Raw genomic sequence first — 13994 nt, 5'->3', positions numbered from 1 at the left:
TTCGTTGCGATTTCGAAAGGTTGGGTTCACGAGCCATGCCAAGCGCTCAGGAGCTACAACAGCAATTTGGTGGTTATCGGGGCGCCATGCCTCGTCCATCAGATTTCGATCTCTTTTGGAACGACCGCATGGCCGAGGCTGACGCCGTCGAGATCGACTATTCGGTCGAGGCGGCATCGATTGCCGATACTGCGACCTGCCAGTTTTTTGACCTCTGGTATACGGGCATGTGTGGCGCCCGCCTGCATGCCAAGTATCTCAAGCCGGTTTCGGACGAGTCCGTGCCGCTGGTGCTACAGTTCCACGGCTATCCGGGCGCAAGCCGCAGCTGGTTCGAGCAGGCATCGTTTGCGGGTATGGGCATGGCGCTTGTCGCCCTCGACTGCCCCGGTCAGGGTGGCCCCTCCGAGGATATTGGTGGATTTGAAGGCACAACGGTTGCCGGGCATATCGTTGCCGGTATCGACGGCGACCCGGCCAATCTCTACTACGTACGCTTGCATCAGGATATCCGCATTCTGTGCCGCATTGTTCGCGAGCTCGAGGGCATCGATCTTGCCCGTGTTTTTGTGAACGGTGCGTCGCAGGGCGGTGGCTTGGGCATTGCGACCTGCGCGCTTAACAGCGAGCTTATCAATCGTGCCGCCATCCTCTATCCTTTCCTGTCGGATTTCCGCCTGGTCTGGGATTTGGATGCCGACGACATTGCCTACGAGGGCCTGCGCTATTGGTCTCGCTGGTTTGACGAGGACTCGACTCGTATTGACGAAGCCTATGCCAAGCTGGCGTATTTCGATTCCAAGAACTTTGCCCCCATGGTCAAATGCCCCGTGCTGTTTGGCACGGGAACGGCTGATATCGTCTGTCCACCGGCGACGCAGTTTGCGGTCTACAACAACCTGACCTGTGAGAAGCGCCATGAGTTCTTTGAGGGTTTTGGCCACGAGGAGATTCAGGATTTTGACGATCTGATCATTCCGTTTTTCTGCAAGGAAGGGGAGGCTCATGTCTAAGTGCGAGAGCAATGTCAATGAGCTGATTGACCCCGAGCTTGCGGGGATCTCTGGGACGGTTTCGTCAAGGCTCTCCGATTTCCGTGATTGGCGCGGCGATGCCTTGGCGGATGTTTCCGAGTTGGAGGCAGCCGCTTCGGACCTTGAGGTTTGCGGACTGACTGTCACGGCGATTGATTTCGCCAATCCGTGCGCGCGCTACTCCGAGGTTTCCTTTGAACTTGCCGGGGAAGTCGTACACGGCCGTTTGATTGAGCCCTCAGGTTGTGCCCGGGCATCCGAGCTTGTGCCGCTATGCCTGATGTTTCATGACATCGACCGACCCGTACGTGGATGGCATCACATGACGAGGTTTGCCGCCATGGGATATGCCGTGCTTGCGCTGGACGACGATGTGATTGGGCTCAGCGAGCTGAAGCAGAGGGTTACCTCGCCCGTTTTTGTTGAACGCGTCCGCTGGGGCTGTGCAATGGCAAAGGTCGCGCGCAATCTTGACGGCATGGACCCCGACCGCATCTTTGCATGGGGCGAGGGCCTTGGCGGTGGAGTCGCGCTGGCGGTTTCTGCTCTAGACGAGCGGGGCCTTGCCTGCACGGCGGTTGCCAATCCGCTTCCCGGCGGCCTCGAAGCGCTGTCGTCTCGGGTGCGCGGATCGGTACTTATGGGTACATCGCTCATGGATGCCGTGAGCGATCCCAAGGGCCAGTTTGCCGTATTCAACGGTCTTGAGTGTGACCGGAGGCATATTATCTATGCCAAATATGCTCACGAACGCATCAATGCGTTCGAAAACGAAGTCGTCGACTTCTTTAACCAAGTGTTCTACCTGTGTTCTTTGGCCTAGACGGCCTGGACACTGCCAACAAGAGTGGGCGGCATAGGGCCACCCGCCAGACAACTAAGGAGATTCTTGTGGCAACTCAGAAATTCACCGGCGTTATTCCTCCCGTCGTTGTTCCCGATACCGAAGATCACCAGCTCGACGTTGCCTCCTTTGAGCGCAGCATCAACCGCATGATCGACGCCGGCGTCGATGGCCTGTTCTTCCTGGGCTCTTCGGGTGAGGTCGTTTTCTCCACCGACGAGCGTCGTCGACAGATCATCGCCGAGGCCGTTCGAATCGTCGACCACCGCGTTCCTGTTCTGGTCGGCATCATCGATACCGAGACCGAGCGCATGATTGAGCACGGTAAGGTTGCTCAGGAGCTGGGCGCCGATGCGCTCGTCGCCACCTGCCCGTTCTATGCCCTGCAGGGCATGACCGAGGTCGAGGAGCATTTCCGCATCCTGCACGAGGAGCTCGACCTGCCCATCTTTGCCTATGACATTCCCGTGTGCGTTCACACCAAGCTCCCCTGGAAGCTCCTTGCAAAGCTCGGCGCCGAGGGCGTCCTTGCTGGCGTCAAGGATTCCTCGGGTGACGACGTCTCGTTCCGCTACCTCGTTCAGGAGAACGAGAAGAACGGCCATCCGATGAGCATCCTCACCGGCCATGAGGTCGTCGTCGACGGTGCCTACCTTGGTGGCGCCGACGGCTCTGTCCCGGGTCTCGCCAACGTTGAGCCCGAGGGCTACGTGCGTCAGTGGAAGGCCGCTCAGGCTGGTGACTGGGCTACCGTCAAAGCCGAGCAGGATCGCCTCAATGAGATTTCGCACATCTGGGACGTCACCTCGGGCGTCCAGGGCTATGCCGGTGGCGTTGGCGCCTTCAAGACCGCTATGAACCTCATGGGCATTTTCGACAGCCCGACCATGCCGCGCCCGGTGAAGGCCATGACCGGCGAGAACGTCGAGGCGATTAGGAAGGTCCTCCAGGACAACGGTCTCCTGTAAAGCTTTCCCGGGCACCCGATCTTGGGGCTCAAGCGATCGAGCGTGACCCATTAGGTCAATGCCCGACCGCTTTCACCCCAACCCCGGGCACTCGGGAAGCCTTTAGCAAGCTGCGGCGATAACACCGCCTTTATTTCCTGTAGTTGTTTTTATCTCCTAAGGAGAGCGACATGGAGAACAAGTACATCTGCTCCGTTGATATCGGTGGCACCAAGATTGCGACCGCCATTATGGAATATCCGGCTGATGGCGGCGTGCCCCATCCCGTATTTGAGGCTGAGGTTCCCACCGAGGCCCAAGAGGGCGGTGAGGCCGTCTTCCAGCGTATCGAGGCGTCCATCAAGGCCGCTCTCGAGGCGAATCCCGATGTCGAGGTCCTTGGCGTCGGTATCGGTGCCGCTGGCGTCGTCGATCCCAAGACGGGCGCCATCGCGTATGCCAACGAGATCATGCCCGGCTGGTCCGGCGTTCAGTTGGGGCCGCGTCTGCGCGAGGACCTCGGTCTTCCCGTTGCCGTTGTAGGCGACGTGCAGGCTCATGCTCTGGGTGAGGCCCATTGGGGCGTCGGCAAGGGCAAGTTCTCCGTCTTGTGTCTGGGCATCGGTACGGGTATCGGAGGCGCATATGTCGAGAACGGCCGCGTGATGCAGGGCTTCCATGGTGCTGCCGGCCATATGGGCCACATCGAGTGCTCGGCTGCCGCCGGCATTCCCTGCGCCTGCGGGCGTTCCGGCCATCTGGAGTCGGTGGCTTCGGGTACGTCGATTGGGCGCATGTACGACGAGCGCTTCGGTCGCGTTGACCCCAGCCGTCCCTCGGTTGGCCGCGACGTGAACGACCTGTGCCGCGCGGGTGACGCAAAGGCGACCGAGGTCATCCACGATGCCGGCTTTGCATTGGGCGCTAGCTTGGGCTCGCTCGCCAACATTCTGGATCCAGAGGTCATCGTGCTTTCGGGTGGCGTAATTCACCAGGGACCCGATTGGCGTTCGCAGACGTGGAAGGATTCGGTACACGAGGGCTATGCCAGCCAGGCGCTCGATCCGCTTCAGGACACGCCGATCCTCATCGGTTCTCTGGAGGGCGACGCACCGCTTATCGGTGCCGCCGAGCATCTTCTTGCCTCGTTAAAGTAAACGTATCTGCTGTAGGAGCCTCCCGAGACGACACGCCTCGGGAGGCTGTTCTGAGAAAGGTTATAGCCTTATGACCGTCGATCCTTTAATTCAATCCCTGAAGGGTAAGCTCATCGTGAGCGTTCAGGCGTATATGGGCGAGCCGCTTCGTACGCCCGAGACCATGGCTCAAATGTCTCGCGCTTGCGAACTCGGTGGCGCCGCCGCCATTCGTTGCCAGGGCCTTGCCGACATTGCTGCCATTAAGGGTCGTTGTGAGGTTCCTGTTATCGGCCTGTGGAAGGATGGACACGAGGGCGTTTACATCACGCCGACGCTGCGTCACGCCCGCGCCTGCGTTGCTGCCGGTGCTGACATCGTGGCGATTGACGCCACCGATCGTCCGCGCCCCGATGGCAAGTCGCTCGAGGACACTTTTCGTCCGCTGCACGAGGAGGGCGTGCTTCTGATGGCGGACTGCGCCACGATCGAGGATATCCGCCGCGCGGTCGACATGGGCTTCGATTTGGTTTCCACTACGCTTTCGCATGGCGTCGCCGCCATCGATTGCACCATGGCAGACGGCCCCGACCTGCCGCTTTTGCGCCAGGCAACCGAGGAGTTCCCCGGTCTTCCCATTATTTGCGAGGGTCGTGTGCATACGCCCGAGGAGGCTCGCGCCGCGATTGACGCCGGCGCCTGGGCCGTTGTCGTTGGCACTGCCATTACGCACCCCACAAGTATTACGAGTTGGTTCAAGGCTGCGCTTGAGGCGTAAGACGGGCCCCGTATCCGCTTGGGGCGGTATACTCAACTAAGGCAATTGATCGCGCGGGATCCGCTGGCCGGGTCCTGCGCTTATTTTAGGAGGCAACACATGCAAAAGGGAGATGCCATGGATGCGGCGGAGCGCACGGAGCGCATTCCCGATATCGTCATCATCACCGGAATGTCCGGATCGGGCCGAACGCAAGCCATGCATGTGTTTGAGGACATGGGCTATTTTTGTATCGACAACCTGCCTCCGCGCCTGATTGCGCAGCTCGCAGAGCTTGTTGGCATCAATACGGGTGTGGGTAGACATCTTGCTGTTACCTGTGACCTTCGCAGCCAAGGCCTGTTTGATGAGCTGCTTGACGCCGTTGCCGCCTTGGAAGAGCGCGAGATGAGCTGTGACATTGTGTTTCTCGATGCATCTGATGAGGTGCTGATTCGCCGCTACAGCGAAAACCGCCGCCGCCATCCCATTGCGAAGCCGGGGGAGACCACGGCCGACGCCATCCAGCGCGAGCGTTTACAACTCCAGGGCGTGCGCGACCGAGCCGATATGATCATCGATACGAGCCGCCTTCGTACCTCTGCTTTACGCAATAAGCTGCGTGCGGCTTTTTCAGAGCTGTCCGACCAGCAGCTCATGGACGTCCACGTCTTCTCATTTGGCTTTAAGCATGGTATGCCCGTCGAGGCAGACATCATGATCGATGTTCGCTTCCTGCCTAATCCATTCTACGACCCCGAGATGCGCACGTTGACCGGCCTCGATAAGAAGGTCTCCGACTTTGTCCTGGACCATCCCAAGACGCAGGAGTTCTGGAAGGTTTGGACGCAGTTGCTCGATACGGTCATGCCGGGTTATATCGCGGAGGGCAAGCCGCAGCTTTCCATTGCCATCGGCTGTACGGGCGGCCAGCACCGCAGCGTTGCCATTGCAGAGGCTACGGCCCGATACCTGGAAGGTGCTCAGTATCACGTGAGCATTTCTCACCGCGACTTGTCGCGTGCCAACACGAAAGCATAGGTTTGAATGTCGTTTACCGCCGAGGTGCGTGACGAGCTTGCGCGCTGCGAACCCGAATGTGAATATTGCGATCTGTCGACACTTGCCGCTCTTACACGTGTGAGTGGCACGCTTTCGCTGGCGGGCTCTGGTCGGTACCGTTTGACGGTTGCGACCGAGACGGGTGCCGTTGCACGCACGATGATTACGCTGACGCACCGCATCCTCAAGCTCAAAACGGAGTTTACCGTCCGCAAGTCGGTCTTGCATAAGGTGCGAAACTATCTCATCACCTTGCCCGACCAGCCCGACCTCGATAAGGCTTTGGTTCTGCTGGGCATTCTCGACCGCAGGGGAGGGCTCGTCGCCGGTGTGCCGCGCCATATCGTCGCCCGGCCCTGCTGCAGGCTCGCCTACATTCGCGGCGCTTTGATTGCCGGCGGCTTTGTGGCAGACCCGCGTGGCGATTTTCACCTGGAGATTGCGGTGCAGGGCGAACAATACGCCAAGGGGCTTTGCGACCTGTTGGAGCAGGTCGGGGTTCATGCACGCGTCAACGCCCGGCGAGGATCATATGCCGTGTACATCAAGAGCGCCGAGGAGATTGAGCATTTGCTCAAATTGATTGGTGCCAAGCGCAGCGTTGCCGAAATCGAGGAAGCCCGTGCGGTCAAGTTGGTGAAAAACGACGTAAATCGTCGCGTGAATGCTGAGCTGGCCAACCAGACGAGAAGCGCCGGCGCTGCCCAACATCAGCTCGCGCTTATCGAGGAGCTTGAGCGACGCGGCATGCGCGATGTGCTCCCGGATGCCTTGGCGGCCTTTTGTGACTTACGTGAGCGCTATCCCGATCTCTCACTGCGAGATTTGGGGGAGATGGCCGACCCTCCTTTGTCAAAGTCGGCCCTATATCACCGTGTTTTGCGTCTTGAAAAGCTCATTGAAGCGAACAAGTAGTTTAAAGCGGCAGTTTATATAGTACTTGAACTGCTGTTTTATGCTTTAAAACGTTTTAAAGCAAATTTGATTTTCAATTTCGAGCATTCTCGTGAAATTCAAGTCAAAAAAAAGGTATATTAGGCGAGTGGTTAGTTTGTGGGCCTCAACGGCGGGCGCTGTAGCTTGCGGGGGCCTTACGAAAGGAGACACAATGGCAGTAAAGGTTGCTATTAACGGCTTCGGTCGCATCGGTCGTCTGGCCTTCCGTCAGATGTTCGGTCATGAGGGCTCCGAGATCGTCGCTATCAACGACCTCACCTCTCCCGATATGCTCGCTTACCTGCTGAAGTACGACTCCACGCAGGGCAACTATGCTCGCGATCACGAGGTCGTCGCTGGCGAGGATTCCATCACCGTTGACGGCAAGGAGATCAAGATCTACAAGGAGGCCGACGCCAACAACCTGCCTTGGGGCGACCTCGACGTCGACGTCGTTCTCGAGTGCACTGGCTTCTACACCAGCAAGGCTAAGGCTCAGGCCCACATCAACGCTGGTGCCAAGAAGGTCGTCATCTCCGCTCCGGCCGGCAGCGATCTGCCCACCATCGTGTACAACGTCAACCATGAGACGCTGACCGCTGAGGACAACATCATCTCCGCTGCTTCCTGCACCACCAACTGCCTCGCCCCGATGGCCAAGGGTCTGAACGACTTCGCTCCCATCGTGTCCGGCATCATGACCACCATTCACGCCTGGACTGGCGACCAGATGCCGCTCGACGGCCCGCAGCGCAAGGGCAACAAGCGTCGTAGCCGCGCCTGCGCCGTCAACATCGTCCCCAACACCACCGGTGCTGCCAAGGCTATCGGCCTGGTTCTCCCCGAGCTCAACGGTAAGCTCATCGGTGCCGCCCAGCGCGTCCCGACGCCGACCGGCTCCCTCACCAACCTCTACGCTGTCGTTGACAAGAAGGTTACCGCCGACGAGGTCAACGCCGCTATGAAGGCCTACGCTGCCACCATCTCCGAGACCTTCGCTTACAACGAGGACGACATCGTCTCCACCGATATCATCGGCGAGACCCATGGCTCCATCTTCGACGCCACTCAGACCATGTGCTCTGACCTCGGCAACGGTCAGACCCTCGTTCAGGTTACCTCTTGGTACGACAACGAGAACTCCTACACCTCTCAGATGGTCCGCACCATCAAGTACTTCGAGAAGTTCGTTGCTTAATTTGGCTTTTAGCGAATAGCTCGTTGAGCGTCTAAAAAAGGGCGCGGCCTTATAGGGCTTACACCCTAAGGTCGCGCCCTTTTTATAAGAAATCGTCTGCCGTAATGGGAGGCAGACACGTACGAAAGGTAGAAGCAAACATGGCCTTTACCAAGAAGACCGTCCGCGACATTGATGTCGACGGCAAGCGCGTTCTCGTCCGCGTTGACTTCAACGTGCCTATCAAGGATGGCGTCGTTGGCGACACCACCCGTATCAAGGCTGCCCTGCCCACCATCAACTATCTCGTTGAGCACAATGCTCGCGTTATCCTCATGAGCCACCTTGGCCGTCCCGAGGGCACCGGCTTCCAGCCCGAGCTTTCCCTCGAGCCCGTCGCCAAGAAGCTCGCCGAGCTCTCTGGTCTCGATGTTGCTTTTGTCGCCGACACTTATGGCGAGAAGGCCGCCGAGGCCGTCGCCGCCGTCGAGCCGGGCAAGGTCCTCGTTCTCGAGAACGTCCGTTTTGACAAGCGTGAGAAGAAGAACGATCCCGAGATCGCCAAGACCCTCGCTTCCTATGGCGACGTCTTCGTCCTCGACGCCTTCGGTACCGCTCACCGCGCCCAGGGTTCCGTCGTGGGTCCCGCCGCTTACCTGCCCGCAGTCGCTGGCTTCCTTCTGGAGAAGGAGGTCGACACGCTGACCGGTATCTTCGCCGAACCCGAGCGTCCCTTCGTCGCCATCGTCGGCGGTTCCAAGGTTTCCTCCAAGATCGGCGTTCTCGATCACCTTATCGACTCCGCCGACACCCTGATTATCGGTGGCGGCATGGCCTATACCTTCTTCCTGGCTCAGGGCATGACCGTCGGTCAGTCCCTCAAGGAAGAGGACTGGGTCGAGCGCGCTGGCGAGATGCTCAAGAAGGCCGAGGAGAAGGGCGTCAAGATCCTGCTCCCCATCGACAACCGTGTTGCCGACCACTTTGGCGAGGACGCTGTCCCCGAGGTTGTCGCTTCCGACGCTATCCCCGACGACCGTGAGGGCATGGACATCGGCCCCAAGACCGAGGAGCTCTACGCCGAGGCCGTCAAGGGCGCCAAGACCGTATTCTGGAATGGCCCCATGGGCGTCTTTGAGTTCGACAACTTCGCTCACGGCACCCAGGCTATCGCCGAGGCTGTCGCCGAGGCTGATTGCACCTCGATCATCGGTGGTGGCGATTCCGTCGCAGCCGTCAACAAGTTTAACCTGGCCGACAAGATGAGCTGGATCTCCACCGGCGGTGGCGCTTCCATGGAGCTCGTCGAGGGTAAGGCCCTGCCCGGAGTGGAGGCGCTTCTCGATGCCTAATCGCACCCTTCTTATCGCTGGTAACTGGAAGATGAACAACGACGTCGCCGAGGCTGCCAAGCTCGCCGACGAGCTGGCCCAGGCTCTACCCGAGGTTCCGGCTGGCGTCGAGGTGCTCGTCTGCCCTCCGACCATTGACATTACTACGGTTCATGACCGCATTCAGGCTGCCCCCATCGCCCTCGGTGCACAGAACGTGTACTGGGAGGCCAAGGGTGCCTTCACCGGTGAGTCCTCTTGCGACATGCTCAAGTCCGCTGGCTGCACCTACTGCATCATCGGCCACTCCGAGCGTCGTGACTACTTCCACGAGACCGATGAGGACCAGAACAAGAAGGCTAAGGCTCTCGTTGCCGCCGGTCTTGTTCCCGTCTTCTGCTGCGGTGAGTCCCTTGAGGTTCGCGAGGCCGGCACCTATGTCGAGCATGTCGTGAACCAGGTCAAGGCTGGTCTCGAGGGTCTTGAGATCACCTGCCCCAAGCAGGTCGTCGTCGCCTACGAGCCCATCTGGGCCATCGGCACCGGCAAGACCGCTACCGCCGAGGACGCTCAGGAGGTCTGCGGCGCTATCCGTGAGACCCTCAAGGAGATGTTCGGCGAGGAGCTCGCCAACGGCATCCGCGTTCTTTATGGTGGCTCCGCCAAGCCCGCCAACATCGCTGAGCTTGTTGCCAAGCCCGACGTTGACGGCGCCCTCGTGGGCGGCGCTTCGCTCAAGGCTGCCGACTTCGCCTCTATGGTCGTCAAGGCAGGCGAGTAGGGCATATGGCACAGCGTCATCTTCCTGCACTCCTAATCATCATGGATGGCTGCGGCTTGGCTCCGGCCGACGGCGAGAACGCCGTCGCTGCCGCCAAGACGCCCTTCCTCGATAGCCTGTACGAGAAGTATCCTCACACCACGCTCGGTGCTTCGGGCGAGGACGTGGGCCTTCCCGACGGCCAGATGGGCAACTCCGAGGTGGGTCACCTCAACATCGGTGCCGGCCGCATCGTGTTTCAGGAGCTTTCGCGCATCAACAACGCCATCAAGGACGGCTCCATCGCCAAGAACGAGGTTTTCGTCAAGGCTATGGATGACGTCAAGGCCGAGGGCAAGACCCTGCACCTCATGGGCCTTATGAGCCCCGGCGGTGTTCATTCTCACATGAACCATGTCGAGGCCTTGGTCAAGATGGCTGCCCAGTATGGCATTAAGACCGTTCGCGTTCACGCCTTTATGGATGGCCGCGACGTCGATCCGCAGTCCGGTGCCGGCTACATGAGCGAGTTCTGCGCCTTCCTGGCCAAGATCTCCGAGGAGACTGGTTGCGACGCTCGCGTTGCTACCGTCTCGGGCCGTTATTGGGCCATGGACCGCGACAACCGTTGGGAGCGCATCGAGCGCGCCTACGACGTCATGGTCAATGCGTCCGATGCCGATACCGACCCCGTTGCCGGTATCAAGGCCTACTACGAGAAGGATCCGCGCGGCGATGAGTTCGTTGAGCCGTTCGCCGCCCACAACGAGGGCATCCACGAGGGCGACGCGGCCATCTTCTTCAACTTCCGTCCCGACCGCGCTCGTCAGATGACCCGCGTGTTCACGGACAAGGAGTTCGACGGCTTTGAGCGCGAGCAGATCAAGCTCTCGCACTTTGTGACGATGACCGAATACGATCCGACGTTTGACGTCGAGGTCGCCTTCCCCAAGACGTTCCCCGAGAACGTTCTGGCTGACGTTATCGCAGCCAATGGCCTGAAGCAGCTGCACACCGCCGAGACCGAGAAGTACGCCCACGTGACGTTCTTCCTTAACGGCGGCATCGAGGAGCCCAAGGAGGGCGAGGAGCGCGTGCTCGTCGCTTCCCCCAAGGTTGCTACCTACGATTTGCAGCCCGAGATGAGCGCTCCCGAGGTTACCGAGAAGCTCGTCGCTGCCATCAACGAGGACCGCGCTGATTTCTACATCGTGAACTTCGCGAACTGCGACATGGTTGGTCACACCGGTGTCTTCGACGCGGCCGTTAAGGCCGTCGAGGCTGTTGACGATGCCCTGTCCAAGGTTGTCCCGGCGATTCTCGCTAAGGGCGGCTTTGCGCTGATTACCGCCGACCACGGCAACGCCGATCACATGTTTGACGTTGCTTCCGACGGTTCCAAGCATCCGTTTACGGCTCACACCACCAACCGCGTGCCGTTCATCATCGTTGATGAGAAGGCACAGCTCACCGGTATCGAGGACGGTCGACTTTCCGATATCGCCCCGACTATGCTCACCATGGCTGGTCTGGAGCCTTCCGCCGAGATGACGGGCCGCGTGCTCGCGACCGAGGCCTAAGAGAAAACGCCAAGCGTTTCTTTGCAAGGGGGTTGACCATATTCGGGCAACCCCCCTTTTTTTGGTATTTCTGCCATTTCTACCTCGTCCCCAAATGGCAGGTGGGGAGTGTCGGGGGTTGTGGTACAGTACTAGAGTTTGAATTGTTCTATTAAGGAGCTTCTCTATGGGTCCGTTTCAGATTCTGCTGTTTGTAGTTTGGGCTGTCTCTGCCGTGGCGCTGACGATTCTCGTCCTGATGCATTCCGGTAAGGGCACCGGCGTTTCGGATATGATTGCCAGCTCGCTGTATAACTCCAGCTCTGCCACGGGCGTTATGGAGCAGAACCTTGACCGCCTGACCGTCATCATGGCTGTCGTGTTTGCCGTGTGCGTCGTGCTCTGCATGTTTTTCTTCCCGCAGGGCATCGTGGGCTACTAAGCACGAGCCGCATAAAATAATTGAAAAGGGTTCCGCAAGTGCGGGACCCTTTTTGTTTACATATTTGTAACAGAGTCAGAATATCACCACATACTGCGCCCAACTAAAGAAATTCTCGACCGTTAACCGGAATTAGCCCCAAACCGTGCATAAAATGCGCTACTGTATTGAAAACGTTGGCCTGTTGTGCATAACCAGCCATAGCAACGGGCGGCGTTTCGATAGTTCGGATCGGATTGTCTCGACATATGTCCGACTGAACATTTCTTTGTCCTATCTCATAAGGAGGATGGCATGGCTGATTCTATGTTCCACCAGCCCGTTATGGGTCGTCGCGCCTTTGTCGGCGGTACCCTTGCTGCGAGCTCCATGGCTTTTCTTGCCGCATGCGGCAAGAAGGGCGGCGACGCTTCCGGTTCTGAGTCCGGTTCGACGCTGAACTTCTACATCAATAACCCGGTCTGCATCGACCCCTACAATGTCCAGGAGGACCAGGGCACTCAGGTCGAGTACCAGCTCTTTGACGCTCTGACCTCTTATGACGCCGAGAAGGGCGAGATCGTTCCGCTGGCTTGCGAGTCCTTCGAGGCCAACGACGACGCCACCGAGTTTACCTTCAAGATCAAGAAGGCCAAGTTCCACAACGGTGATGACGTTACCTCCAAGTCCTTCAAGCTCGGTTGGGAGCGTCTGGTCAGCACCAAGTCCGCTGTCGCTAAAGAGTATGGTCCTTCCGAGGTCTCCTATCACCTTTCCATGGTCGAGGGCTATGACGATCTGCTTGCCGGTAACACTACTGAGCTTAGCGGTGTTACCTGCCCTGACGATGAGACCCTCGTCGTCAAGCTGACTTCCGCTTACGCCGACTTCCCCTTCGTCGCCTCTCATCCGGCTCTGTCCCCGGTTCCCGAGTGCGCTGAGTCCGATGTCAAGAGCTTCTACCTTGCCCCGATCGGTAACGGCCCGTTCATGATGGACGGCAAGTGGGAGGATGGTCAGGAGATCAACCTCAAGAAGTTCGACGATTACTATGGCGACAAGGCCAAAATCGATGGCATCCACTTCCAGGTCATCAAGGACGTGGAGACCGCTTACAAGGAGTTCCAGGCCGGTAACCTTGACATCTGCGACGTTCCCGTTGCTCAGATCGACGCCGCCAAGAAGGATCGCGGCGAGTCCAAGGACGGCTACACCATGGGCGACGGCGAGCGCATGCTGCTCGGTGCCGAGCCTTCCACCTACTACCTGACCTGCAACACCACGGCCGAGCCGTTCAACAACGCCGATCTGCGTAAGGGTATCTCCCTGGCCATCAACCGTGAGGCCATCTGCAAGACCATCTTCAAGGGTACCCGCACCCCCGCTGACGGCATTGTTCCTCCGGGCATCGATGGCTACAAGGAGGGCGCATGGGAGTTCTGCGCCTATGACGTCGACAAGGCTAACGAGTACCTCGACAAGGTTGCTCCCGCTGACGCCAACGGTGATCGTGGCATTAACGTGACTCTGTCCTACAACCAGGACGGTGGCCACAAGGAGATCATGGAGTCCATCATCGGTGACCTTGCCAAGGTTGGCATTACCGCCGTCTCCGATACCCCCGAGTGGTCTGCCCTGCTCGAGCAGTACCAGAACCTCAACTATCAGTTCGGTCGTCTGGGCTGGATTGCCGACTACCCGATCATGGACAACTTCCTGTATCCGCTGTTCCACTCCGACTCCCTCGGTGGCGACAACCGTTCTGGTTACAACAACCCCGAGTTCGACGCCAAGGTCGACGAGGCCCGTACCACGATTGACGACGAAGAGCGCGTCGCTAAGATGCAGGAGGCCGACGCAATCGTCGCTGCTGACTGCCCGGTCATCCCGCTGATGTTCTACACGCACACCCTCGCTGGTTCCGACCGCATCAAGCACCTCTATGTTGATCCGCAGAAGCATGCTGATCTGGGTACCGCTGAGCTCGCATAAGATTTGCAGCTTTGGTGAGGGTCAAGTTTTTACGTAGA

13 protein-coding genes are annotated in these 13994 nt (G+C 59.0%); all 13 read left to right on the top strand.

The window, feature by feature from the left end:
* Positions 1-35 precede the first annotated feature (35 nt).
* The 13 genes from ACTQ1S_RS07025 (at position 36) to ACTQ1S_RS06965 (ending at position 13956) form a co-directional block, all read left to right on the top strand.
* The gene (locus ACTQ1S_RS07025; RefSeq protein ID WP_427718656.1) at positions 36-1013 is read left to right on the top strand and encodes an acetylxylan esterase; all 978 of its coding nucleotides are present in this window, start codon (positions 36-38) and stop codon (positions 1011-1013) included.
* The gene (locus ACTQ1S_RS07020; protein ID WP_441547368.1) at positions 1006-1857 is read left to right on the top strand and encodes an acetylxylan esterase; all 852 of its coding nucleotides are present in this window, start codon (positions 1006-1008) and stop codon (positions 1855-1857) included. The genes ACTQ1S_RS07025 and ACTQ1S_RS07020 overlap by 8 nt, the downstream gene beginning before the upstream one ends.
* Before the next feature lie 68 nt (positions 1858-1925).
* The gene (locus ACTQ1S_RS07015; RefSeq protein ID WP_427718650.1) at positions 1926-2846 is read left to right on the top strand and encodes a dihydrodipicolinate synthase family protein; all 921 of its coding nucleotides are present in this window, start codon (positions 1926-1928) and stop codon (positions 2844-2846) included.
* A gap of 170 nt (positions 2847-3016) precedes the next feature.
* Entirely contained in the window at positions 3017-3982 is a 966-nt protein-coding gene (locus tag ACTQ1S_RS07010) for an ROK family protein (RefSeq protein ID WP_427728775.1), read from the top strand.
* Between the two features lie 70 nt (positions 3983-4052).
* Positions 4053-4739 (top strand): N-acetylmannosamine-6-phosphate 2-epimerase, encoded by a 687-nt coding sequence (locus ACTQ1S_RS07005; protein ID WP_154517496.1) that lies wholly within the window; start codon positions 4053-4055, stop codon positions 4737-4739.
* A 99-nt stretch (positions 4740-4838) separates the two neighbouring features.
* Entirely contained in the window at positions 4839-5759 is a 921-nt protein-coding gene (rapZ, locus tag ACTQ1S_RS07000) for an RNase adapter RapZ (protein ID WP_427718645.1), read from the top strand.
* A gap of 6 nt (positions 5760-5765) precedes the next feature.
* Positions 5766-6695 (top strand): DNA-binding protein WhiA, encoded by a 930-nt coding sequence (gene whiA, locus ACTQ1S_RS06995; RefSeq protein WP_441541200.1) that lies wholly within the window; start codon positions 5766-5768, stop codon positions 6693-6695.
* Positions 6696-6888: 193 nt separating this feature from the next.
* The gene (gene gap, locus ACTQ1S_RS06990; protein ID WP_154517458.1) at positions 6889-7914 is read left to right on the top strand and encodes a type I glyceraldehyde-3-phosphate dehydrogenase; all 1026 of its coding nucleotides are present in this window, start codon (positions 6889-6891) and stop codon (positions 7912-7914) included.
* 140 nt (positions 7915-8054) lie between these two features.
* The gene (locus tag ACTQ1S_RS06985; RefSeq protein ID WP_304212190.1) at positions 8055-9245 is read left to right on the top strand and encodes a phosphoglycerate kinase; all 1191 of its coding nucleotides are present in this window, start codon (positions 8055-8057) and stop codon (positions 9243-9245) included.
* On the top strand, positions 9238-10005 hold the full coding sequence (gene tpiA, locus ACTQ1S_RS06980) for a triose-phosphate isomerase (protein WP_154517452.1): 768 nt from the start codon (positions 9238-9240) through the stop codon (positions 10003-10005). Before ACTQ1S_RS06985 ends, tpiA begins: the two co-directional genes overlap by 8 nt.
* A gap of 5 nt (positions 10006-10010) precedes the next feature.
* Positions 10011-11564, top strand: a complete 1554-nt coding sequence (gene gpmI, locus ACTQ1S_RS06975; protein WP_304212185.1) for a 2,3-bisphosphoglycerate-independent phosphoglycerate mutase — start codon at positions 10011-10013, stop codon at positions 11562-11564.
* Between the two features lie 166 nt (positions 11565-11730).
* A complete protein-coding gene (gene secG / locus ACTQ1S_RS06970) occupies positions 11731-11985 on the top strand; it encodes a preprotein translocase subunit SecG (protein ID WP_006236144.1) in 255 nt (84 codons plus the stop codon).
* Positions 11986-12279: 294 nt separating this feature from the next.
* Positions 12280-13956 carry a peptide ABC transporter substrate-binding protein gene (locus ACTQ1S_RS06965; protein WP_441547367.1) on the top strand — a complete coding sequence of 559 codons (1677 nt, stop codon included), beginning with the start codon at positions 12280-12282 and terminating at the stop codon, positions 13954-13956.
* Positions 13957-13994: the final 38 nt, after the last annotated feature.

Source organism: Collinsella sp. LCP21S3_D3, assembly GCF_052118305.1.
In the GTDB taxonomy this organism is placed as follows: Bacteria; Actinomycetota; Coriobacteriia; order Coriobacteriales; family Coriobacteriaceae; genus Collinsella.
This window is presented reverse-complemented; position numbering and strand designations above follow the sequence as displayed.

Bases quoted from the DNA above. Each gene is read 5' to 3' on its own strand.
- ACTQ1S_RS06965 (WP_441547367.1), top strand. From the start codon at position 12,280: ATGGCTGATTCTATGTTCCACCAGCCCGTTATGGGTCGTCGCGCCTTT.
- gap (WP_154517458.1), top strand. From the start codon at position 6,889: ATGGCAGTAAAGGTTGCTATTAACGGCTTCGGTCGCATCGGTCGTCTG.
- ACTQ1S_RS07020 (WP_441547368.1), top strand. From the start codon at position 1,006: ATGTCTAAGTGCGAGAGCAATGTCAATGAGCTGATTGACCCCGAGCTT.
- secG (WP_006236144.1), top strand. From the start codon at position 11,731: ATGGGTCCGTTTCAGATTCTGCTGTTTGTAGTTTGGGCTGTCTCTGCC.
- rapZ (WP_427718645.1), top strand. From the start codon at position 4,839: ATGCAAAAGGGAGATGCCATGGATGCGGCGGAGCGCACGGAGCGCATT.
- tpiA (WP_154517452.1), top strand. From the start codon at position 9,238: ATGCCTAATCGCACCCTTCTTATCGCTGGTAACTGGAAGATGAACAAC.
- ACTQ1S_RS07025 (WP_427718656.1), top strand. From the start codon at position 36: ATGCCAAGCGCTCAGGAGCTACAACAGCAATTTGGTGGTTATCGGGGC.
- ACTQ1S_RS06985 (WP_304212190.1), top strand. From the start codon at position 8,055: ATGGCCTTTACCAAGAAGACCGTCCGCGACATTGATGTCGACGGCAAG.
- whiA (WP_441541200.1), top strand. From the start codon at position 5,766: ATGTCGTTTACCGCCGAGGTGCGTGACGAGCTTGCGCGCTGCGAACCC.
- ACTQ1S_RS07005 (WP_154517496.1), top strand. From the start codon at position 4,053: ATGACCGTCGATCCTTTAATTCAATCCCTGAAGGGTAAGCTCATCGTG.
- gpmI (WP_304212185.1), top strand. From the start codon at position 10,011: ATGGCACAGCGTCATCTTCCTGCACTCCTAATCATCATGGATGGCTGC.
- ACTQ1S_RS07010 (WP_427728775.1), top strand. From the start codon at position 3,017: ATGGAGAACAAGTACATCTGCTCCGTTGATATCGGTGGCACCAAGATT.